Genomic DNA, 24592 nt, shown 5'->3' on the forward strand with positions numbered 1-24592 from the left:
ACGGGGATTTTATTAATAATCTCAAAAATACGTTTATTCAGCAACAACACACATGCCCTTTGGCGTTGTCACATAAGGTGACAGAATAGGCATCATTCCTTTCATTACTTGCAGTGGCAGTGCCGACGTAAAACTAAAATCATCGGATTTACTACCAGGCACAAAAGCGGTTAAAGTGCCAAAATATTTATCCCCTAAATAGAATACAAAGGTCGCGGTTCGATTCATGGCTGTCGTAGCAACCTTTTTGCCCTGCTGCATTTGGGTCACAATACGGTTATCTCCCGTGCCAGTTTTTCCTCCAATCGCCAACATAGCGCCTTGTTCATCAACAAAAAGGCCCTTTAAACGCCGTCCTGTACCATTTTGAACCACATTCGCCAACGCCGCTTTTAAAGCCTGTGCAACTTCATGGCGCATAACACGTTCACCTTGAAGGCTCTGATTTTGTAACATCACCTCGTAAGGAGTATCAACACCAAAATGCAATTGATTAATCCGCACGGTAGGCAACCTGTAGCCATCGTTTTGGATAATGCCCATCAATTCAGCAAGGGCTGCAGGTCTATCCCCAGAGCTACCAAGGGCCGAACCTAAAGATGGCACCATAGTCTCAAAGGGATAACCTAAACGCGCCCAACGCTGATGAATATCTAAGAAGGCCTCAACTTCTAACATCACTTGCACACGAACATCACGGGCATTTTTATGCCGAGTTCTAAATAACCAACGATAGACTTCTTGGCGCTGCTGCTGGCTAGCCTCTTTAACATCGTTCAAATTGGCATCGGGATGATGATTAAGATATTTCAGCACCCATAGCTCTAACGGGTGCACGCGTGCAATATAGCCTTGATCAGGCAAATTATATTTATCAGGCCCGTATTTGTTATACAGATCTTTAATGCGCTTATCACTGTAGGTGGTTTGTGGCAGACGCTGCTGTAAAAATGCCTTAAATGACGCCATAGACTCATCGGGGAGCAAATAACGATATGCTGCCGTCAGTTGTTGTTCCGATTGGGATTGACCATCGAAGAACATGTCTAAACGCTCATTAGCCGCCACTTTCTTATATTTACGATAAAATTTAGTGACGAAGGTATTACCTTCCCTGTCAGCAAAAACCCGTAAATATTCTTCGCGACGAGGATCTTTGTCATTACGTAGCAACTGGGCCATATTGCCCTCATTTTGCATACTGCTACTGTAATTGACTATGTCGCGCATAAGGCGCACAAAGGGTAAATTGATTGAATCCTGCAAAGCTTGGTAGAGTGTGGGTATTTTTAAATCTTCTGTTTTTTTAAAGTTATTAAACACATGCAAACCACCACCCGTAAAGAATTGCTCATTCGGTGAGGCTGAATATTCACGCTGCAGTGCCGCATCTAACATGCGATCAAGACGCCTATCAGGATTAACAATAAGGTAATCAATTGCCCAGCGGGTTAAATGATCCCGAGGCTCGATAATAATCGACTCTAATTCTATGCCATGTTTTTTGGAATATTTATCGTGGATCTCGGCAATGATCTCCAAATAAGTGGCCATAACCCGCAATTTAGCCGTAGAACCGAGTTCGAGCTTACTCCCCTCGTTAATATCGAAGGGTTGATCGGTACTATCAGTCTGAACCCTTACACGGTTAGCCGTATCAGTTCGCTCATATAAGGTAAAACTATAGAGCACATTCTGCAGTTGGTTAGGCTCAAGCAAACGCTCACCCAATAAGCCAACTTGCTCTGCCGTAGACGCTTGAGCAAGACTGCGTAAGTATTGACTCACTTGCTGCTGTAAATCACTATGCAAGCTGCTATTTACCGTGAGGTCGAGTCTATCTAAATCGTAAAGCCCTACATTCAGCATCCCAGCAGTACGTATACGAATCGTATTAATGCCTTTATCGGCACCCGATTGCACATTACGTTGCGGTTTCGCCACTTTAAATTCAAGGCGTTGTGCTAACGCAGCATCACGTAGATTTCGGTCGATTAAATAATATTCTCCGAGCAAGCGAATATGACTATCAACCAGATTCTCTAAATCTTCATGCCCCTGTAATAGGTAATAGGACGGACGACGCTGGGCAATCATTAATGCAACCACTTGGCGGAATACTTGGCCGCGTTTTACCGCATTGGCTTTGATTTGCGGAGCCGACAACAGCTTATTAGCCGTATCAAAATCCGTCCCAAACCACGCCCATAAACCATCACCAATACCATGTACTTCACCGTGATTTGGTGCTGAGGATAGCGGAACTGTGTTCAAGTAATCCTGCACAATGCGCTTGCGAGCAGGTTCAGTATTTTCACCTTGCTGGTAAACTCGCACGCTGGCAGAGCCAATTTGCAATAATTTATCTTTAATACTTAAGGTTAAGCCCTGTGAAGAATGGCGAAACTTTTCAATTTGAGTCGCGAGAGTACTACCACCCGCCGTGGCAACATTAAAACCTAGCATTTCTGCGATTTGACTAAATCCGGCGACCACAAAGCGTGGCCAATCTATCACTGGGTTTAGCTTATTTTCGGTGGTCCAAAGCTCTCGGTTTTCAATAAATAAGAGGGTATTCACAATCTCATTAGGGATCTTATCGTCATCCTGATAAACCCGCTTAGGATAGGTAAACTGATAAAGATCTGTATTGCGGCAATCAAGCAGTGTTAATCCCGATTGCGCCTTCTCATGGTAAGGAGGGAAAAAACCCAACTGGGTATACTCTTGTAACGCTGGCGAGAATGCCACCTGCCGCGTTATCTGAAAGTTTCGCTGCAACAATCTGTCAATATAGTTCGGTAACTTGCTATAGCCATGACGTTCATCAAAAGGACCATAACTTGGATAAATAACTGACTGCGTTGGCTCATTTTTTAATTCATAGGTGAGGGTTTTAGCATATTGATGGATAAATTTTGCTTGGTAGAAAGAAGTCTTCATTTCTTGGCCAATTAAAATGGCCAAGCATAAAATAAGGATAAAAAAGAGAAACCAAGCACGCCCCTTAGATCTAACCTTAGGCTGAGCCTTGGCTTTAGGCTCAGGTTGCGGTGGGCGAGGACGATAATTTTCGAACTGCATCTCTTGCGTAGAATTAGGCAAAACTGCTCCAAAAAATCATAAAGCGAGAACGTATTTTATTCACTATTAACCGCTTTTGGTAAAATCTAGGTACCTAAATATCGATCTTGTCTATTGTCTAATCTAATCCCAGATAAATTCACGAAAATGCTTGCGACACACTGATTCATAACGCTCATTACCACCGATAGCCACTTGCTCACCTTCACGCATCACTTTACCTTCATCATCAAGACGAACCACCATATTTGCTTTACGTCCACAATGACAAATCGTCTTTAACTCGACTAACTTATCGGCCCAAGCCAACAAATAATGACTACCACTAAAAAGTTCACCTTGAAAGTCTGTTCGCAGCCCATAGCACAACACTGGAATATCTAGCTTATCAACAACATAAGTCAACTGTTTTACTTGTTCTTTACTTAAGAACTGGCATTCGTCCAATAAAACACAACTTAATGGCGTAACTTGATGCACGGCTTGGATCATTTCAGTCAGATTATCTTGGCTACTAAAAACCTGTGCATCGGTTTCAATACCAATACGGGAGGCCACTTTACCTTTGCCATATCTATCATCAATAGAGGCCGTCATCACTAAGGTATGCATACCACGTTCGCGATAATTATAAGAAGATTGCAATAATGACGTGGATTTGCCCGCATTCATTGACGAATAGTAAAAATACAGTTGTGCCAAAACTTATACCCTTTAAAAACATTATCTCTTACGTGTCAATCACCAGAGCAAAATTGCATATTAGTTTAACATTGCCTCCCCCATCAAAACACTATCCTTATCTAAGCTTTTATGACGAATTAAGATAATCGCACTAAATTACATCCAAATCTTAAATTTCGCTCCCCAGCATCATCATTTCTACTTACGCTAATTTAAGTCTCACTAAACAAGATGTAATGCAAATGTAAATCGTCAGTAAATTGTTAAAATAACCTTAAACCAAGATTAAATGCTGTTTTATCAGGAAAAAGTGATGGACGCTAAATACCAAAATTGAGATCTACCTCTAAAGTAATAGTCATAAATGCGGTAAGGCTCAAAAAAACAACAAACAATTAACAGTAATATTCCCTTTGAGACAATAAGTGCTCAATTTTAAAAAAATAAAAGTATTCGATAGCTTGCAAATTAAAATCAGCGGTTAAAAGCACTAATCTCCCCTGCAAACTTAGTGCTGCAATCCGTCCTTTATTCGCATATTGGATCAATTGGAGATTATGATGAGAATTTTCACCTCTAAAAAACTGGCATATGTTGTTGCCTTAGCCTTAACCGGCGCCCTTGTTGGCTGTGGGGATGATGGTAAGGATGGTGCCCCTGGCACGCCAGGCACACCAGGGGTCCCAGGAACACCCGGTACTCCAGGAACCCCTGGTGAACCTGGTAAACCATGGACACCAGCGCCAGTAACCAAATCGACCGTAACCAATGTTAAAGTAATTAACTACAGCTTTGCTGAAGGTAGTATTAGTTACGAATTCGAAATTACAGATGAAAACAATAGCCCAATCAATGGACTGTTAAATGCTCAAGCTAAAGTGGCGGCATTAACCGATAAAGGTTTTATCACCAACCGCACTGAAGCCGATAAAAACGGTATTGCAGACAATGTTCATGTAGGTGGTGACGCGACTCAAGCAACTGCGAGTGCAGAGTTAACGGCTTTGGCTGATGGCCACTACCAGTTTAAAGTGCCAATGAAAGGGGTAAACCCTGCCACTGAAGGTATCGTTTGGTTACGTGTCGGTGGAAATGATGGCATTGCAACGTCTAGGCCTTTAGTCGTTAACAAACCAGAAGGCACACATTCAACCACAACCGATAGCTGCTACTCTTGTCATATCGACTACTCCACTAGCCCACGTCGTCATGCAAGCTATGTTGCAAGCGGAATGGACAGCGAAGTCACCTTCGTAGAAGGCTGTTTAGTCTGTCACGGTTCTGTCAGCCGCGCAGTTGTCAATGCTGAAGGTTTCTCTACCGGTAGCTACGCGACTAACACACTATCCAAAATTGGTCATATCAATCACCAGAAATTTACTAAAGATTTCAGCGTGATGAACTGTACTTCTTGCCACGTTGAAGCGCCTAACAATATCAACGTATCTGGCCCAGGTTGTATTGACTGCCACAACAGTGGTGGTGTACCAGGCGTTGTGATCCCAAGCAATGGTGCGGATTTACGCATTATGCACGAAAGCAAAGCGGGTATAACAGAACGTCAAGCCATTCGTGCTAAGTACAAATTGGAATTATCAACTCCTGTTAAAGTCGATGATATTTCGACTAAAACTGACCACTATGCACCAACGAATGCCACAGCATCAGTAGCAGCACCAGGCTTCTGTACTACATTAACGGTTAAAGATGTTGATGGTAACATTTTCAACATTAAAGATAAGTTCAACTACACAACAGTATTTAATGCCGCGAAACCAATCGTCTATGCAGGTGCCTATTTACATTCCTATGAAAATGGCAGCTTAGTGGGACGCCCAGGTAACCGTACTAACTACTACTATGGTTACAACACTGATGGTACTAAAAATATCTGTCACTTACTGACTGATATCACCGCAGTGAATGCTAACTATGTCTACTCAGCTCGCGTAACATTCAGTACCGCTGGTTGGATGGAGTATGATGGTAAAGCGCGTTATCAAAGCAATGGCAACCTAAGAGCTAACGGATATGATGGCGCCATGGGCGTATCTTTCACCGCTTACTCTGACGTTGTTAACCCAACGACTGGTGCAAAAGTCTCAGCCTTTGGCCGCCGCTCAGTGGTTAGCGATAACAGTTGTACCACTTGCCACAACGATGGAACTGCCTTCCACAAAAATGGTGCCTTCGATGAAGGTGGTAAGGCTTGTATCGCTTGCCATGATAACGGTATGGAACGTACTACAGCAGCCTTAGGTGCTGGTTTTGGTCCTATGGTACACAGCTGGCACTGGGGTAATGGTGCTAAAGTGGGTGAAGTCAAAGCCGATGGCACTCAAGCAAAAATCGCTAACGGTGCAGGCGCAATTGAAGCCTCTACTAGCTGTGTAGCCTGTCACACTAAAGCCATTGATTTAAGCAAAGTGCCAAATCAATACATCGCTGAACCGGGTGGTAATATGACAAGCCCTGTCACCGCAAACTGTTATGCCTGCCACACTAGCGATTCTGCTAAGGCGCATATGGCAACTAACGGTGGTGAAATCAGCGTACCAAAAGTGGCTGACTGGTTTAAACAACCAACCTCTGAATCTTGTGCAGTATGTCATGACACAGGTAGAAGTTATGGTATTGATAAATACCACAAGTTTACTCGCTAATTAATCATCCATCATCGCGTGATTAAGCAGTAAGTAAAAAGCGGTACCTATTTTCCCTGCAAGGAAATAGCTCAAGGAGTCTCGCTAGCGCGAGGCTCCTTTTTTATGGCAAGATAGCCGGGCACAAACATTTTCAGACCTATTTAAGTTATTAAGGTTAGAGTCCTAAAAAAACAACAAATTCTAAGGAAGTCATTTAAATGCGTAAAAGTTTTATTGCCATAGCCATCGGCGCCACGCTCACCGCCGGATTGATGGCAGGTTGCAGCAACACAGAAAACGCTGCACCTAATGCTGTTTCAATACCTGTCCAAAATCCATTGCTACAAGCCAGTACACTGCAATATCAAGCTCCCGACTTTAACCTCATCAAAGATGAACATTTTAAACCCGCACTCGAGCAAGGTATTGCCGAGCAATATCAAGAAATTCTGGCTATCGCCAATAATCCTGCGGCCCCCACCTTTGAGAACACCATTGTTGCGATGGAAAAAAGCGGCGCGCTACTGAATCGTGCCTCAAGCGTGTTTTATAACTTAGCTGGCTCAAACAGCAATCCTGAGCTACGTAAAATCCAAGGGGAAATGGCCCCTAAGATGGCTGCCCACTCGGATAATATCAATTTAAATCCCGCCTTATTTGCCCGTATCGAAGCCATTTATAATGACCGCACCAACCTAGGTTTAACACCTGAGGCTCAACGCTTAGTTGAGGTTTACCACCAACGCTTTATCATGGCGGGTGCAAAACTCACTGACGAACAAAAAGTCAAAATCCGTGCATTAAATGAAGAGCAATCAACCTTAACAAACGAATTCTCTCAGCGTTTACTGCGCTTAACGAAAGAAATCGCTATCGTTGTTGATTCAAAAGATGAACTGGTAGGTTTAACCGACAGTGAAATCACTTCAGCCGCCAACGATGCCAAAGCCGCAGGACACGATGGCAAGTACCTTATCAATATCACCAACACAACACGCCAGCCGATACTCGCCTCATTGGAAAATCGTGAGCTACGCCAACGTATTTGGGAAGCCTCCGCTAACCGCGGTTTAACGGGGGAAAATGAAACAGCATCATTAGTCTCGCGTTTAGCACAACTTCGCGCCGAACGAGCGGCTCTTTTAGGATATGAAAACTGGGCAACCTATCGCTTAGCGCCGCAAATGGCTAAAACGCCTGAAGCGGTTTACAGCATGTTTGGCTCTATGGTGCCCGCGGTAGTTGCCAACACTCAAAAAGAAGCGGCTGATATTCAAGCGATGATCACTAAAACCGGTGGTAAGTTTGAACTCGCCCCTTGGGATTGGGAATTTTACGCTGAAAAAGTGCGCCAAGAAAAATACGCGCTTGATGCCAACAGTGTTCGCCCTTACTTTGAGTTTAACCGTGTACTAGAAGACGGGGTGTTCTATACACTTAAAGAACTTTACGGCGTCACCCTAAAACCACGCCCAGATTTACCTGTGTACCATCCCGATGTGAAAGCCTATGAAATGTTTGATGCCGATGGCTCAAGCATGGCGATTTTCTATGCTGACTATTTTGCCCGCGAAGGTAAACGTGGTGGCGCATGGATGAGTTCATTTGTGGGTCAATCTTTCTTAGAAGGCACGAAACCTGTTGTCGTCAATGTGATGAACATTAAAAAGGCACCGGAGGGCGAGCCAACCTTCGTTAGCTATAACGAAGTCACAACCATGTTCCATGAAATGGGTCACGGTACCCATGGCATGTTCTCAAAGGTAACTTATCCAAGCCTCGCTGGCACCTCAGTTTCCCGTGATTTTGTGGAATTCCCATCCACATTTGAAGAAGATTGGGCAGCCCATCCTAAAGTGTTAGCTAACTATGCTAAACACTATGAAACTGGTAAGCCGATTCCTGATGAACTACTGCAAAAGTTACTGAAATCAGGCAGCTTTAACCAAGGTTTTGATACCTTAGAATATATGGCCGCCGCATTAGTGGATATGGAGTGGCATTCATTAAGCCCTGACACGCCGCTGCAAGATGTCGCCACCTTTGAAGCTAATGCGCTTAAAAAACACGGCTTAAACATTAGCGCCGTGCCACCACGCTATAAGTCAACCTATTTTGCCCACGCCTTCCCCGGCGGTTACTCGGCAAGTTATTATGCTTATATGTGGAGTGAAATTTTAGCAGCAGATGCTTTCGCCTATGTACAAACTCAAGGCGGACTCAATCGAGAGATTGGCATGAAGTATCGTAAAACGATCCGTGAAGTGGGTAACAGTGTGCCACCAATGGAGGCCTATAAAAACTTCCGAGGTCAAGAGCCCACTACTGAGGGTTTACTTAACCGCCGTGGTTTAAATAGCGCCAATAAATAAAACGAACATCAGATCCATAAAAATCAGCCAGCAATTGCTGGCTGATTTTTATATCCAAACACACTTAGTCCTATTTCACTGCACCTGTTGATTTTATTCTCAGCCAAATAACACTCATCACCAACAACACACTACAGGTCACTAAACCTGCACTGACCGACTCTGTAAACCCGAGTACCAAATAACCCACCAAGCTGATAAACGCCACTATCAAGGCATAGGGTAACTGAGTGACTACATGGTCTATATGGTGACAACTCGCGCCAGTTGACGACAAAATTGTGGTATCTGAGATAGGTGAACAATGATCGCCAAATACCGCACCCGCTAAAACAGAGGCCAACATAGGTAACATCATCCCAGTATGGCTGCCCATCGCCATATCGGCTGCAATCGGCAACATAATACCAAAAGTTCCCCAACTCGTGCCCGTAGAAAACGCAGTTAATCCCGCCAGAATAAACATAAGCGCAGGTAAGAAAGCAAAAGGAATATTACCCGTCGCTAAACTCGCCATAAACTTACCGGTTTCGAGTTGGCCAATAATCCCTGCAATTGTCCATGCAAATAACAAAATATAAATCGCGGGTAGCATAGAGCGAGCGCCCTGCACTACACCTTTTACAATCATCGACTTTTCGACTCCTTGTACCACGTTAACCACTAAAGCCACGGCTAACCCGAACAGGGAACCCAAAAATAATGATGAGCTCACATCGGTTTTTTCAAAAGCTGAAATAAGACTAAACTCAATGCCTTCAGCGGCGAGCACTTGAGCACCGCTGCTAATCATAAAATATAAGGTTGCAAATACCAGCACAGTGATCGGCAGGAATAAGCCTAAAATTTTACCCGTTTCAGCCTCGGGTAAATCCGCGTTCGCTCCGGGGGGTAATCCTTTTGTTTCATCGTATAAATTCCCCCGTTGGGCATTTAACTCATGTTCACGCATTGGCCCAATATCGAGTCCCATAAACGCAACACAAAGTAATAATAACAAAGAGAAGATAGCGTAGAAGTTCATTGGTATCATTTGGACAAATACGCTCAAATGTCCAGAGTCTGCAAAACCATGAGCCGTTAAAATACCGCCAATTAAGGCAATAATATAAGCTCCCCAGCTAGATACTGGTGAAATAACACAAACGGGCGCCGCCGTTGAATCCAATAAATACGCTAACTTAGCGCGAGAAATATAATAACGATCTGTGACGGGTTTTGCGACAGAACCCACAACTAAGCTATTGAAATAATCGTCAATAAAAACAACACAACCTAAAAACATGGTGAGTAGTTTTGCATCACGCTTATTACGAATATGCAAACGAGCCCAATCGGCGAATGCGCGGGCACTACCACTAACAGTAATTAATGCGGTGATCATTCCTAAAACGATTAAAAAACCAAGAATATATAAATTCCACGTATTAGCAGCGTCATCAGCCCAAAAAAGACCTTTTACACTACTGAACAAAAAGGCTCCACTGGCAACAGGCGAGTATTGGTTAAGCAATAACGCTCCAATGACAATTCCTAATCCAAGGGACAGTAGAACTCGGCGAGTAAAAATCGCCAATACAATCGCTACCGCAGGCGGCAGCAAAGAAAGTGCCGAATCGGCATAACTCATAACAGTCATTGATTATTTCTTCGTCAAAAATACGAATGGAGGGCGACTGAACTGGTGGGAAAAGGCAATAGATACCCAAGATCACCTGTCCTATCAGTAGCGCTCCATAGTAACTATTTCCAATATCCGTATTAGAAAATACTATGGCAGTGCTGCACCTATTCGGTACAACCCCAGCAGTTGATTGTGATAAATCAAACCACTTCGGCACCAAATCCTTTCGTAATCGATCCTCGGAATCACCCTACTGATCACTACTGATATTTGGCGCGCCTCTACTTCTAAGAACGCCCATTCACGGGCGTGAGGCACATAAAAACATAAGCGGCTAAGCAGATGCTACCGCAAAGCCGCTTACTGTGACCGATGTCACAGATAAAATCAACTTAGACTTGCAATCAACTCCGGAACAGCCTCAAACAAATCCGCTTCGAGGCCATAATCGGCGACTTGGAATATCGGTGCTTCAGGATCTTTATTGATAGCAACGATGACTTTAGCGTCTTTCATCCCCGCTAAATGCTGGATTGCCCCCGAAATACCGACAGCAATATAGAGATTGGGGGCGACAATTTTACCCGTCTGACCCACTTGCAAATCATTAGGCACAAAACCCGCATCAACCGCTGCTCGCGAGGCTCCCACTGCGGCGCCAAGTTTGTCCGCTAATTGCTCTAGCATGCCGAAGTTTTCACCACTGCCCATGCCACGACCACCTGATACAATAATGCCAGCATTACCTAGTTCGGGACGTGCTGACACCGTAAGTGATTGAGAAACAAATTGCGTCTTTGCTTCAAATACTTTATCAAGCGGAGTCACAACAGCGCTATTCCCTTCTGGCACAGCATCAAATGCACTAGCGCGCACTGTCATGACTTTAATCGCATCATGGCTCTGTACTGTAGCTAAAGCACTACCTGCATAAACAGGGCGCACAAACGTATCAGCACTCACCACAGCAATCACTTCAGAAATTTGTGCAACATCTAAAAGCGCTGCAACACGTGGCAGAGTGTCTTTGCCCATACTCGATGCGGCAGACAGAATATGGCCATATTGAGGGGATAAATCCACTAGCACCTTGGCTACATTTTCCGCTAAATGCGCTTCATAGGCGCTGGCATCGGCCACTAACACTTGGCTTACACCTTGTAGCGCCTGTGCAGCTTGCACTACCGCACCACATTGATGGCCCACGACAAGTACATGGACTTCATCACCTATTGCCCGTGCTGCGCTAACAACCTTAGCTGTGTCGAGTTTCAACGCCGCATTATCATGTTCAGCTAATACTAAAATGGCCATTTAGATCACCTTCGCTTCATTTTTTAACTTTTCGACTAGCTCAGCTACCGACGCTACCATGATGCCCGCTTTGCGTTCTGCAGGAGGCGTGACCTTTACTACGGTTTGGTGATTTTTTAACGTCACGCCTAGATCTGCTACCGTTATCACATCCAATGGCTTACGTTTAGCTTTCATTATGTTGGGTAAAGAAGCATAACGAGGTTCATTCAATCTTAAATCGGCGGTAACCACTGCGGGTAAGGGTAAATTCAGCGTCTGCATACCACCATCAATCTCGCGGGTGACTTGTACTGTATTCGCTTCTAATTTGATTTCTGAAGCAAAGGTCGCCTGTGGCATATCCATTAACGCGGCAAACATTTGGCCAGTTTGATTATTATCACCATCAATGGACTGTTTGCCAAAAATCACTAATTCCGCTTGCTCTCTTTCCTGTACAGCTTTAAGTAGCTTAGCAATTGAAAGGGGCACTAAATCATCTTCAGTATCGATATGAATGGCTCTGTCTGCACCGAGTGCTAATGCAGTACGTAGCTGTTCTTGTACGGCTTTATTACCAATACTGACAACAACCACTTCGGTAGCACTACCCGATTCTTTTAACCGAACCGCTTCTTCGACTGCGATCTCACAAAAAGGGTTCAACGCCATTTTTAGGTTTGCGGTATCAACGCTTGTGTTGTCAGCTTTTACCCTGACCTTCACATTGGCATCAACTACACGCTTAACAGGCACCAATACTTTCATAGGGTTTCCTTCCTACACTTTCATGTACATGGACAAAACATTGGCAATAACCAATGCAGGATAGAGCAACTTTACGTGCTGTTAACGTTAACGTCAATCTAACTCAAACGACTGTTTGCATTTTTTGATGCTGTGTTACTGGCCACTTTTTTGAACAGCTATTAGCGATATATCGAAAAGTTCAAAATTTAAATAATATTTAATTTCGATTTATTGCATAATTTTATTTGATTCGAGCTATATTAGTTTCTATCATTTAGAGGTTGTTCACCATTATCCTGTATTAAAAATTAAAGTGGGACGAAAATAGATATGAGCGATTTTTTAGAAATATTAACTCACGGACGTCGTTTTAAAGCTGCAGTAAAAGATCTCAGCATTGAAGAACTACGAGATTTAGCCTCAAAGCTAGATAAAATTTTATCTGAGCGTGAATCAATGGCTGAAGAAGAACAGCAAATGATTGCTGCTCGTAATGCTAAGATTGAAGAAATCCGTCAACAAATGGAAGCGGTAGGCTTATCCATTGATGATCTCGGCGGTGTAGCAGTTAAAGCTCCAAGCAAAAAGCGTCCACCTCGCCCAGCGAAATATCAAATTGAAGTTGACGGTGAAATGATCCAGTGGACAGGCCAAGGCCGCATGCCAACCGTATTTAAGAACGAAGTCAACAAAGGCCGTTCTATGGATGATTTCTTAATCTAATCCATACAAACTCGCAGTAAAAAGGACTATCCTCGTTAGTACTGCTGAGTAACATAAAAAGCTCGCTGTTTAGCGAGCTTTTTTATATCTCGAATGTGGTAAGAAACACGTTCTACCTTATCTAAGTAATCACTAAAATTACGTTACAATTCAACCTTAGTATTTACAATCGCTTTAAGTTACTCTTTATCACCACCCTCTAAAAAATTAATAAAAATGCAGATAAACAATAAGTTAATACTAAGCTCCTGCATGATAAGCAGCTTAGTATCCCAAACAATATTCGCTGCGCCCAACCCTGTAACGCCTGTAAATAAGTTAACAGCATTGACCCACGCAGAATTAATTATTTCCCCAGATAAACGACTCAGCAATGCAACGCTATTAATTGAAAACAATAGAATTAAAGCGGTAATTGAGCAGGGAGAGATCCCCGCAGCAGCTTTACAAATTGATCTAACGGGTTACACCATTTATCCCGGATTTATCGATCCCTTTACCGACTATGGTATTGAATTTGAATATCCAAAACTGGGACTGACACGCCCTGTTTATGATATTAAACGTATCGGTGGTAATGCCGAAAATGGCGCCATTCATTCTGAAAAAGAATGGGTTAATTATGTTTATCCAAATAAAGAACGCGCTAAAGACTGGATTAATAATGGTTTTACTAGCGTACAAACAAGCAAACTCGATGGTATTTTTCGCGGTACAGGTGTCAGTCTTTCTTTAGCGGACAAAACGGCTAACGAAGTCATTTACCGCGCCCGCAGCCAACCTTTTATGGCATTTGATAAAGGCAGTTCAGAACAAGATTATCCCAGTTCATTAATGGGCAGTATTGCGCTCATTAGGCAAACATTTGCCGATGCCAACTGGTATAACCAAAATAAAAACAAATCAGCAAATGGCACAACAAATAGTCAAATCGAATTTAATATTGCCTTTGAACGGCTCGATAAGTTAGCTGAGAAACCCATCGTCTTTGAAACCAAAAATCTTAATGATTTATTACGTGCCGCTAATTTACTTAAAGAGCATAACCTCTCTGGTTACTTACTGGGAAATGGCCAGGAATATGCACGGATTAATGAATTGAAGGCGTTAAATTATCCTCTGATTCTCCCCTTAAACTATCCTCAAGCCCCAGAAGTGACAACAGATGATACAGAACGCGAAGTATCCCTTGCAGAATTAAGGCACTGGGAACGGGCATCAACAAACCCCAATGTTGTTGCTAAAGCCGAATTGCCCTTCGCATTCACCCAATATGGGATTAAAAGCGATGCATTCTGGCCTCGCCTACGTCAAGCCATCGCCCAAGGATTAACCGAAGAAAAAGCCCTCGCAGCACTTACAACTCAAGCTGCCGAAATGATAGGCACTGCCGAGTTAACGGGTAAACTCGCTCCCGGTTATATGGCTGACTTTGTTGTGACAAAAGGTAATATTTTTAAGGATGGCCAGATCTACAGTGTTTGGTTGCAAGGTCAGGAGCAAAGTCTGCGCTCACTTCCCCAAGCTCGATTACTGGGGGATTACCAATTAAGCCTCAATAACCTCACGCTAGATTTATCGCTACATGATAACAGTAAAAGTGATAAACCCAACATCCAAGGCAGCTTAAGCAGTGGCGAACAAAGTATCTCACTCACTCAACTTAAGTTAGATGATAACGGGAGATTGAGCTTTACTGCCAATTTGAGCGCCGCAGGCATTAACGGCCTTAGCCGCTTTACGCTGTGGATGGCCGATGACGGCATTCAAGGTCGTATGGTCGATGCAAAAAGTCGCACTACAAATGTTGCCGGTATCGCTATGACTCAAACTGCAAAGCTCAAAAGTACAGACCAAGCAAGCAATCGAGCTCCCAAGAATGAAGCCAACACGAGCCTAGTGAGTCACCTCACCTTCCCTAACGTCGCTTACGGACTGAGCGAAGTACCTAAGGTGGAGAAACTACATATCAAGAATGCCACCCTGTGGACATCGGATAAGCAAGGCATTCTCGAACATGCTGATCTCTTGATGGCCAATGGTCGTATCGAAAAAGTGGGCCAACAGCTAAGCACACCTTCAGGCTATCAAGTGCTCGATGCTACGGGTAAACACCTTACGGCGGGTATTATCGATGAGCATTCCCATATCGCTATTAATGGCGGCACTAACGAAGGCACCGATGCCGTGACTTCAGAAGTGCGCATTGGCGATATCATTAATCCCGAAGATATCTCAATCTACCGCGCTTTAGCGGGCGGCGTCACCAGCGCACAACTCCTCCATGGCAGTGCTAACCCTATTGGCGGCCAATCGCAACTGATCAAAATGAAATGGGGCGAGCCAGCCGAACAACTTAAGTTCGCTAATGCGCCAGCCAGTATCAAGTTTGCTTTAGGTGAAAATGTTAAACAAAGCAACTGGGGAGAAAAGTTTGTGCAGCGTTTTCCGCAAACGCGTATGGGCGTTAAAGCATTATTCGAAGAAACCTTCGATGCCGCCCTTACCTATGAGAAAGCCTTTAAAGCCTATAACGAGCTGCGTTCAAGCGATAAGAAAAACACCATTACCCCACGTCCAAGTTACCGTCTTCAAGCGGTAGCCGAGGTATTAAAACAGCAACGCGATGTGCATATTCACTCCTATGTACAATCTGAAATTCTGATGTTTTTACGTTTAGCCGAGGCTTATCGCTTTAAGGTACAAACCTTTACCCATGTGCTCGAAGGTTACAAAGTGGCGAGTGAGCTAGCGGCTCACGGTGCTGGCGCATCCACCTTTGCCGATTGGTGGGCGTATAAATTCGAAGTGTATGATGCCATTCCCCAAAATGCTTGTCTGATGTTAAACAAGGGCGTGACCACCAGCATTAACTCCGATGATTATGAAATGCAGCGCAGGCTTAACCAAGAAGCCGCCAAATCAATGATGTATTGTGATATGTCACAGGAGGATGCTTGGAACATGGTCACCATCAATCCGGCTAAGCAATTGAGAGTCGATGAATTTGTAGGCTCACTTGCCCCAGGGAAAATGGCTGATGTTGTCCTGTGGAACGCTGAACCTCTATCCATTTACGCTAAAGTAACCCATGCATGGGTGGAGGGTAAGCGCTATTTTGACCGCGACCAAGATCAACTTGCCCAGCAAGCTGTGGTGAAAGAGCGCGCCGCACTTATCCAAAAAATTCTCAACAGTGATGATACAGCGAAAGCAGGTGAAAAAATCACACCGTTAAACGAGCCACAATGGCACTGCGATACCCACTATCAGGCATGGGGCCACAATCATCAGGGAGCACACTAATGCAATATTTACCAACGACACTCCTGCTTGCAAGCTTAATGGTGGCAATGCCAATCATTGCTAACGATATAGTCCCCGCCCCTAAGCAAGTGCGTAACGTGCTGATAAAAAATGCCACTGTGCACACAGTTAGCCAAGGTGTACTGAGTAATACTGACGTTTTAATTGAAAACGGCAAAATTACCGCCGTGGGAACACAGTTAAACTCAACGCCTACAACAGCAAAAATTAACGACACTCATATTATCGATGCCAGCGGAAAACACTTATATCCCGGCCTGATTGCCCTCGATACAAGCCTGGGTTTAGTTGAAATAGATATGAGTCGCCCAACGGTAGATAAAGCTGAAGTGGGAAATATCAATCCACATATCAGTGCCGCCAGCGCTTATAATCCAGACTCAGAACTGCTCCCAACAATTCGCTACAACGGCATTACACATGCCCAAATCGTCCCGAGTGGTGAGGGTTTAGCGGGGCAATCAGTCGTTGTCAACCTCGACGCTTGGACGATTGAAGATGCGCTCATCCCCAGTACAGCACAATTCCATGTCTATTGGCCGCAAATTAAACGTATGCCAGAAGATGATAAGGAAAAAATTAAGGCCATAGAGAAAAATCAACAGGCGATTGCTCAACTCAATATCGCCTTTGAAGATGGCTACCGTTACTTCTTAAGTGAGCAAGCTATAAGTAAAGATAAGAAAGATAAGACTGCTACAACTTATAACCTACGCTGGCAGGCGATGTTGCCGCTATATCAAGGCAAAGCCACACTCTTTGCCCATGCTGATAGCGTAGAACAAATTGAACAAATCATTGCCCTGACTAAAAAATACCAATTCAAGCTGGTGATTGTCGGTGGATATGATGCATGGCGTTTAGCCTCAAGCCTGAAGGAAATTAAAGCAGGAGTGATTTACCCACACACCTTCAGCTTGCCTAAACGTAAAGATGAACCCGTCGATTTACCCTTTAGCATTCCATCTTTGCTCACTGATGCGGATATCCCCTTCGCTCTCGGGTTCTCATCGGATTGGAATAGCCGAAATCTCCCCTATGCAGCAGGTTACAGTGCGGCCTATGGTTTAACACCTGATCAAGCGCTTAAATCCATCACCTTAGATGCCGCAAAGCTATTAGGTATAGCGGATTTAGGGGCTATCGCTGTGGGATACCGAGGCAGTGTGGTACTTTCAGCGGGAGATATTCTCGACCCTATAACCAACAAGATCGAGGCAATGTGGATTGACGGTCGGCAGATAGATTTGAATAATCGTCATCAGCAGCTTTATCAAAAGTACCTTAAGCGGTAGAATTTGCTCAGATAAATAATATCGTATCGCGCAGTCCATTGGGCTGCGCCATTTTTCCTCAACCTCAGGTCAAACCATGAAAATCATCCTCTCAAGTGCATTAGTGTTACTGCTCAGTGCCTGTGCAAGCGATTACCGTTTTAACAGTAATTTAGATACAGAGGCGATTAATGACTATTTCAAGGCATCCGATGTCACTCTCTACGAAGGTGAGTCCCTGCCTAAAGGCCATTATGAATTAAAAGGTTTAGTGCAAGGTGAATCTTGCCAAGCCGATATTAATGCCGTGCCAGCATCCCTAGCCGATGCCAGAACCCAAGCTCGCCGAAGTGCGGCGGATAAAGGCGCGAACGGCATTATCATCAAGCAATGTGTCATGTTTGAAGAAGCTGCTCAAGGTTGTATTAGCCGCGCACTATGCGTAGGCCAAGCGATTAAGACTGCCACAACCGAGTAGTACTTACGGGTGTTAAACGTACAGCTTGTAACGATCTGAGATTACCCATATCAACCGCTTGATGATTAATCCTTAACAATAGGCATTTAATCACAAATTTAAGCGGTTGTTATATTTCCCTTTTAGGTAATTTTCTGCATGACATTTACCAACCAAATTGTCGCCATAGCGACATGCCGTACACCTTATAAACAAAAGTTTGGTATTCCAAGACAACCCGGACTCGTTGAAGCTCGCGGCTATGTCGAACTCGAACCTCATGTGAATCATCTCGATGCTGTGCGTGGCATAGAGCAATATTCCCACCTTTGGTTGTTGTTTTGCTTCCATGAAAATCTCGCCCAAGGCTGGAAAACCACAGTTAGGCCACCCCGTTTAGGCGGTAATGAAAAACTCGGCGTGTTTGCCACTCGTTCCACTTTTAGGCCTAATGGCATTGGTCAGTCGGTTGTTAAACTCCACGGGGTAGTGCAGCGTAAGGGCAAAGTGTGCCTTGAAATTTCGGGTATGGATCTTGTCGATGGCACGCCGATAATTGATATTAAGCCCTATATTCCCTTCTCAGATTCGATTATGAATGCAGTGGGCGGTATCGCCCAAGAAGCCCCTAAACTGATTAGCGTAGTGTTTTCCGATCTCGCAACGACCCAGATTGATACCTATGGCAAACAGGACGCTTATACTGATTTAGCGATACTTATCCGCGGCATATTGGGGCAAGATCCTCGCCCAGCATATAAAAAAGCCAAGGATGATCCTAAGTTATACCAAGTCGCTTTATATGATTTAGATATCTTCTGGCAGATGGCGGTCGATGACGATGATCGGGAATACATTCAAGTGCTCGAACTCAAACCGGGGAAATGTGGCTAAATGTCTGCGCCAACACCTACATCAAAACCTGATTATCAAAGCCAACATAAAAAGCGCCTGTCTTGGATGCCCTGGCTGTATTTTTCATTAAAAGAAAAACACTTAGTCTGGGCAAAGCCTTGGCAAGATCAAGTACAAGCGGCTCTTTGTGCCCTCGAAACCGTCACCATAGGTGATAACTGTTTTATTGCCCCCGAGGCACAGTTATTTGCCGAGCCAAATCGCGACATCAACATCGGCGATCGCTGCATGATTGCCGCCGAGTGTTTTTTACATGGGCCTATCACTTTAGGGAATGAAGTCGCGATTAATCATGGCTGCTCCTTCGATGGTGGTCGAGTGGGAATTCAGATTGGTGACCAAACTCGCATTGCCAACAATGTCACCATCTATGCCTTTAACCACGGCATGGCACCAGATACACCTATATATCAACAAGCCGCTAACTCCAAAGGCATTGTTATAGGCAAAGATGTGTGGATTGGCGCGCAGGCTGGCATAGTCGATGGTGTGACCATTGGCGATCACGCCGTGGTCGGAATGGGCAGCATCGTGACTAAAAATGTGCCCGACTGGGCTATTGTTGCTGGCAATCCTGCACGCGTGATTGGCGATAGGCGAAGTAAGCAGAAACGAGAATCTTGATACTAGCCTAGCAATGACGAAGTCACGCTCTAGCTGCGCAGCACTCCTCCGTTATCCGTTATCCGTTATCCGTTATCCGTTATCCGTTATCCGTTATCCGTTATCCGTTATCCGTTATCCAGCATCAAAAAATGCCATTTATCTGCCAGCTAACTGAATTTAACCTAAATCCCTAGGTGACATCACCAAAGCAGGTGATAAAATGGCGCCCATTCAACTCAAATTTGGACATCGGTAATGCGCGTCAGCAAGTACCTGCTATCAACACAAAAAGAAACTCCTGCCAATGCAGAGGTCATTAGTCATCAATTAATGTTACGTGCGGGCATGATCCGTCGTAATGCGTCTGGCCTTTACAGCTATCTCCCCACGGGCTTACGTGTACTACGAAAAGTCGAAGCGATTGTTCGTGAAGAAATGAACAAAGCCGGAGCGATTGAAATTCTAATGCCGATGGTACAACCGGCTGATTTGTGGGTAGAAACGGGTCGTTGGGACAAATTTGGTCCAGAGCTACTGCGCTTTAAAGATCGTCACAATCGCGACTTCGTACTGGGGCCAACCCATGAAGAAGTGATCACCGATCTCATTCGTAAAGAAGTCAGTTCATACAAGCAATTACCGCTGAACCTTTACCAAATTCAAACCAAATTCCGTGATGAAGTTCGCCCACGTTTTGGCATGATGCGCTCACGGGAATTCTTGATGAAAGATGCTTATTCTTTCCATCTTGACGTCGATACCATGAATGAAACCTATGAGGCCATGTACACAGCCTATAGCAACATTCTATCGCGTATGGGCTTAGCTTTCCGCCCAGTTTTAGCTGATACGGGTTCAATCGGTGGCAGTATGTCACACGAGTTCCATGTTCTAGCACAAAGCGGTGAAGATTTAATTGCTTACTCAACGGGCAGCGATTACGCAGCTAACATTGAGAAAGCCGAATCACCTATGCCAACCGAACCACGCGGCGCAGCCACTGAAGCATTGCGTTTAGTCGATACCCCAAATGCGAAGACCATTGCGGAATTAGTTGAGCAGTTTGGTTTGGATATCACTAAAACGGTCAAAACCTTGATCGTTAAAGGTGCAACAGAAGCCGCTCCGCTAGTGGCGTTAATCGTTCGTGGCGACCATGAACTCAACGAAGTCAAGGCTGACAAGTTAGATTTAGTCGCATCACCATTGGAAATGGCGCCAGAAGCCCTGATCCGTGACGCCATTGGCGCAGGTCCAGGTTCACTTGGCCCTGTTGGTCTGAATATGCCAATCATTATCGACCATAGCGTCAGCGTGATGAGCGATTTTGCAGCCGGTGCCAACGTGGATGATAAACACTACTTTGGTATCAACTGGGAGCGCGATCTGCCATTAGCCCAAGCGGCCGATATCCGTAACGTGGTTGAAGGTGAACCCACGCCTGATGGTTTAGGGACTTATGCGATGGCACGCGGTATTGAAGTCGGCCATATCTTCCAACTCGGCACTAACTACTCTAAATCAATGAATGCCACTGTTCTTGATGAAAACGGTAAATCTCAGGTATTGCTGATGGGTTGCTACGGTGTTGGCGTGAGCCGTATCGTAGCCGCTGCGATTGAGCAAAACTTTGATGACCGCGGCATTGTATGGCCAGAAGCAATTGCGCCGTTCAGTGTGGGCATTTTACCTATGAATATGCACAAGTCGCACCGCGTCACCGATATCGCCGAGCAGTTATACAAAGACTTAAGCGCAGCGGGTATCGAAGTGTTACTGGATGATCGTAAAGAGCGCCCAGGTGTAATGTTTGCCGATATGGAACTGATTGGTATCCCACACACTGTGGTGATTGGCGATCGCAATATCGATGCGGGCGTATTTGAATACAAAAACCGCCGCACAGGTGAGAAACAAGATATTCCGTTCGATCAACTTGTTGATTTCCTGAAAAATGCGGTTAAAAGCTAACGCTTAATGTTACTCAGATAAGCATGAAAAAACGCACTTAAGATTAAGTGCGTTTTTTATTGTCATTGAAAAGTCTATTTTAACGATCGTGAATATCAGTACATCATCATTGGCTAAAATAGGGCAAACTCGGCTCATAGGTCTAGTTTAAATCAAAAAAGGCTTTAAGCTCATTCATTTGCTCCATTGCATCTTTATACCCTAAATCGATTAACGCACTGGTATAGGATTTTTCAAACAATAAGTAAGACACAATACTCGAATCTGACTGGCGATTAATGCCGGTAAAACCAAGTAAAACCCTTATTGCCCAAGGCATATCATCATAAAACCGCGCGGCAAGCTTACTTAAGTCTTCACTCGGTTTGATAACTAAGGTTTTTATAGGCTGTAACGTCAGTTTTTTACGGCTTTCCTCGGGGATCTGCGCCAAGGTATTATTGATCCGCTCTAATCTTTCAAGATCGCTATTAAGGGTATCTGAAAAGATAGTATCAAGTAGATGACCTGCAATAGTGGCTGTTTTTGGGTGGTATTCCAATTCCATCGGAAAGTGCTTATGCGGGCTATCTAAGTTAATCACTAATAGTTTTTTGGCACCTAAGTGGATAGGACTTGATAATGGTGCAAGTTGGTGAACCGAACCATCACCATAATAAGCCTGATTGAGCTTAATGGATGGAAACACCATAGGAATCGCTGAACTCGCTAATAAATGCTCAGTATTGAGCATCATACGTTGACCACTACGCCTTGCCCTTGTCCAATTATCAATATCCCGAGAGGCTTGAAAGAACGTCACTGAACGGGAATTGTTATAACAGGATGTATCCACACTAAGCGCAGTCAGTGAGCCACTGCGTATATTACGGTCAATCCGTTTGAAATCGATAAGTTCGTTAAGCAGTTTTCTTAAGGGATCATTATCAAGCAAACTCCCCGCATCCGTATTCACTTTATCATCCTGCATTCCCTTAAGTGCCATTTTTGCTAAATGACTCAATACCCCAAAAATAGAGGCACGATAAACTTTTCGAGTTTCAAAATGGCGCCAGACCCATTCCAGTTTTCTCACTCCAAGGTGAAAGCAAGATGCATGGGTCGCAATCGCAGTACCATTAATGGCTCCAGCGGATGTTCCGCAAATGATTTTAAAGGGAATACCATGGTTGCGTGGATAAAGCTGAACGAGTGCCTTTAACACGCCTACTTGATAGGCGGCTCGAGCACCACCGCCGCCGAGAACTAATGCTGTAGATGTTGGCAATGTACAGGCCCAATTAATTGTTTTAATAATTTATTAAAGCAATGCATATCGCTAAAAAGCAAGTCCGAGCACTTGATCCTTAGAGAATTTATGCAATTTTAAAGTTTTGGAAACAAATAATGTTGTTATAGAAACGAAGATCGAATAAATAACAATCCACAGCTACTTGTGCCTAACCTCAGTTCAAGAGTCTGAAAATCTCATACTAAAAACATTGACATTGCAGCATACACGGCTAGGACTTTGTATATGAACATTGAAAATGATATAAGGAAAAGCATTCATTAGGTCTATCTTAATTCTTATCACAATCTCCAAAACACATTAAAAAATAAGGAGTATTTCTTAAGCACAAGACTAAATATCAGTCAAAAGTTGGAATACTTAAATAAATTTAACATTGAATATTGCACTTGAATCACCTATCATGCCGTACTAGATTAGCTAAAAATTAGGTTAATTTTTTCTAAAAGGGAATCACGATGAAAAAAACTTCATTAGCACTTGTTACTGCTTTAACTATGTTAGCTTCTGTATCTGTTAACGCTGCGGAAACTGAAGCAGGTACCGCAACTGGTGGCGCAACCACTGGTGGTGCTGTTGGTGGTCTTGCTGCGGGTGCAATCGCTGCGGGTGCAGTTGTTGCGGGTGTTGTTGTAGCCTCTAACGGCTCTGATGGTAACCCAATCACCAGCACTGGAACTACAACGACTTCAAATTCTGGTGCTAACTAATCCATCTTGGATAATTAAAAACAACCGCCTATCGGCGGTTGTTTTTTTTGTTCACCCAGAGAAGAGTAGAAATAATTCCATTTCTTGAAATCACTCTCACATCTCTCTACATTTGATATTTATTACTATTGAGAATAAGCAACTCGGATGCGTATAAATAAAAATCTATTGCGACTACTAACCATTTCCACTGTATTGATGGGCATAACGGGTTGTAGTCAACGAATTAGCGCCCTCAACGATACCATCAAATTAGCATTCCTCGGCGAGGATGACGTTAAGCTCACGTCTGAACAAGTGAAATCGAATCCCTATGCCAGTATTTATGCCAAGATAGGCGACACCCCTCAGGCATTTGTGGTTTTAGCCTTTGCAGAACCTAAAGTGACCCTTTCCCATGTTAGACCAGAGCCTGACAGCACAGAGCTCAAATGGTTATCTGCTGATAATGGCATGTTAGTGACAATAAATGGACGCTTAATTAAAACCCATAATCTGCTGGAGGGTAATTTAGCTGCTGTAGAAAGCCATGAGCCTGATCCTATTGTGCTAGGTTTGCATTTAGACAACACCCCCAAAACCTGGACTCGCACACTCGACTGGCAACCTGGGTACCACTATGGTTATAAAGTGACTTCTCAATTTAAATTGATTGCCGACGAAAACGTCCTGATCAACGATACCCCAACGCAGCTATTACACTATAGCGAAACGGTATCTGTTGAAGGTCTAAATATTCAATATCAAAATGATTTTTGGCTAAAGCCAGATAATGGGCATGTGGTAAAAAGTCGTCAGAAAATTGCGCCTAATCTGCCTTTTATCGACATTATCTTACTCAAGCCATTTGCGTCTTAGGAGAC

18 protein-coding genes and 1 riboswitch are annotated in these 24592 nt (G+C 44.0%); of the genes, 12 read left to right on the forward strand and 6 right to left on the reverse strand.

Features of this window, described 5'->3' with window-relative positions; all coding sequences use genetic code 11:
- Positions 1-33: 33 nt before the first annotated feature.
- Both JEZ96_RS12575 and JEZ96_RS12580 read right to left on the reverse strand, forming a co-directional pair.
- Complete coding sequence (locus JEZ96_RS12575; protein WP_011788842.1) at positions 34-3105, reverse strand: transglycosylase domain-containing protein; 3072 nt, start codon at positions 3103-3105, stop codon at positions 34-36.
- 102 nt (positions 3106-3207) lie between these two features.
- The gene (locus tag JEZ96_RS12580; RefSeq protein ID WP_011788841.1) at positions 3208-3786 is read right to left on the reverse strand and encodes a thymidine kinase; all 579 of its coding nucleotides are present in this window, start codon (positions 3784-3786) and stop codon (positions 3208-3210) included.
- Positions 3787-4328: 542 nt separating this feature from the next.
- On the opposite strand from JEZ96_RS12580, the gene JEZ96_RS12585 reads away from it, so the two are divergent.
- Both JEZ96_RS12585 and JEZ96_RS12590 read left to right on the forward strand, forming a co-directional pair.
- On the forward strand, positions 4329-6431 hold the full coding sequence (locus JEZ96_RS12585; protein WP_128090337.1) for a multiheme c-type cytochrome: 2103 nt from the start codon (positions 4329-4331) through the stop codon (positions 6429-6431).
- 200 nt (positions 6432-6631) lie between these two features.
- The gene (locus JEZ96_RS12590) at positions 6632-8785 is read left to right on the forward strand and encodes a M3 family metallopeptidase (RefSeq protein WP_061783237.1); all 2154 of its coding nucleotides are present in this window, start codon (positions 6632-6634) and stop codon (positions 8783-8785) included.
- A gap of 70 nt (positions 8786-8855) precedes the next feature.
- On the opposite strand, the gene JEZ96_RS12595 is transcribed toward JEZ96_RS12590, so the two are convergent.
- The 3 genes from JEZ96_RS12595 to JEZ96_RS12605 form a co-directional block, all read right to left on the reverse strand.
- On the reverse strand, positions 8856-10424 hold the full coding sequence (locus JEZ96_RS12595; RefSeq protein ID WP_011919562.1) for a Na+/H+ antiporter NhaC family protein: 1569 nt from the start codon (positions 10422-10424) through the stop codon (positions 8856-8858).
- 80 nt (positions 10425-10504) lie between these two features.
- A riboswitch (Lysine riboswitch) is annotated at positions 10505-10701 on the reverse strand.
- Positions 10702-10796: 95 nt separating this feature from the next.
- Positions 10797-11723, reverse strand: a complete 927-nt coding sequence (locus JEZ96_RS12600; protein ID WP_025008766.1) for an electron transfer flavoprotein subunit alpha/FixB family protein — start codon at positions 11721-11723, stop codon at positions 10797-10799.
- Positions 11724-12473, reverse strand: a complete 750-nt coding sequence (locus tag JEZ96_RS12605; RefSeq protein WP_025008765.1) for an electron transfer flavoprotein subunit beta/FixA family protein — start codon at positions 12471-12473, stop codon at positions 11724-11726. It lies immediately after the preceding gene.
- 312 nt (positions 12474-12785) lie between these two features.
- Here JEZ96_RS12605 and JEZ96_RS12610 point away from each other — a divergent pair, with 312 nt between their 5' ends.
- The 8 genes from JEZ96_RS12610 to JEZ96_RS12645 all read left to right on the forward strand — a co-directional run bounded on the left by JEZ96_RS12610 (position 12786) and on the right by JEZ96_RS12645 (position 21728).
- The gene (locus JEZ96_RS12610) at positions 12786-13178 is read left to right on the forward strand and encodes an H-NS histone family protein (protein WP_011788835.1); all 393 of its coding nucleotides are present in this window, start codon (positions 12786-12788) and stop codon (positions 13176-13178) included.
- Between the two features lie 216 nt (positions 13179-13394).
- The gene (locus JEZ96_RS12615; protein ID WP_128090290.1) at positions 13395-16484 is read left to right on the forward strand and encodes an amidohydrolase family protein; all 3090 of its coding nucleotides are present in this window, start codon (positions 13395-13397) and stop codon (positions 16482-16484) included.
- The gene (locus JEZ96_RS12620; protein WP_061783240.1) at positions 16484-17800 is read left to right on the forward strand and encodes an amidohydrolase family protein; all 1317 of its coding nucleotides are present in this window, start codon (positions 16484-16486) and stop codon (positions 17798-17800) included. The genes JEZ96_RS12615 and JEZ96_RS12620 overlap by 1 nt, the downstream gene beginning before the upstream one ends.
- A 76-nt stretch (positions 17801-17876) precedes the next feature.
- Positions 17877-18257 carry an Rcs stress response system protein RcsF gene (gene rcsF, locus JEZ96_RS12625; RefSeq protein ID WP_025008764.1) on the forward strand — a complete coding sequence of 127 codons (381 nt, stop codon included), beginning with the start codon at positions 17877-17879 and terminating at the stop codon, positions 18255-18257.
- Between the two features lie 138 nt (positions 18258-18395).
- Positions 18396-19130, forward strand: coding sequence for a tRNA (N6-threonylcarbamoyladenosine(37)-N6)-methyltransferase TrmO (gene tsaA, locus JEZ96_RS12630; RefSeq protein ID WP_011919565.1), 735 nt, complete (start codon positions 18396-18398; stop codon positions 19128-19130).
- Entirely contained in the window at positions 19131-19775 is a 645-nt protein-coding gene (locus tag JEZ96_RS12635; RefSeq protein ID WP_025008763.1) for an acyltransferase, read from the forward strand. It abuts the gene before it with no gap.
- A gap of 13 nt (positions 19776-19788) precedes the next feature.
- Positions 19789-19932, forward strand: a complete 144-nt coding sequence (locus JEZ96_RS12640; RefSeq protein ID WP_156471686.1) for a hypothetical protein — start codon at positions 19789-19791, stop codon at positions 19930-19932.
- Between the two features lie 80 nt (positions 19933-20012).
- Positions 20013-21728, forward strand: a complete 1716-nt coding sequence (locus JEZ96_RS12645) for a proline--tRNA ligase (RefSeq protein WP_011919566.1) — start codon at positions 20013-20015, stop codon at positions 21726-21728.
- Between the two features lie 142 nt (positions 21729-21870).
- Here JEZ96_RS12645 and JEZ96_RS12650 read toward each other — a convergent pair whose 3' ends face one another.
- A complete protein-coding gene (locus JEZ96_RS12650) occupies positions 21871-22995 on the reverse strand; it encodes a patatin-like phospholipase family protein (RefSeq protein WP_011788828.1) in 1125 nt (374 codons plus the stop codon).
- Between the two features lie 482 nt (positions 22996-23477).
- Between JEZ96_RS12650 and JEZ96_RS12655 the strand changes: the two genes are divergently transcribed.
- Together JEZ96_RS12655 and JEZ96_RS12660 are read left to right on the forward strand one after the other, a co-directional pair.
- The gene (locus JEZ96_RS12655; protein ID WP_025008762.1) at positions 23478-23729 is read left to right on the forward strand and encodes a hypothetical protein; all 252 of its coding nucleotides are present in this window, start codon (positions 23478-23480) and stop codon (positions 23727-23729) included.
- Positions 23730-23876: 147 nt separating this feature from the next.
- On the forward strand, positions 23877-24587 hold the full coding sequence (locus JEZ96_RS12660) for a YjbF family lipoprotein (RefSeq protein ID WP_025008761.1): 711 nt from the start codon (positions 23877-23879) through the stop codon (positions 24585-24587).
- Positions 24588-24592: the final 5 nt, after the last annotated feature.

It is taken from the genome of Shewanella putrefaciens, assembly GCF_016406325.1.
GTDB classification, from domain to species: domain Bacteria; phylum Pseudomonadota; class Gammaproteobacteria; order Enterobacterales; family Shewanellaceae; genus Shewanella; species Shewanella putrefaciens.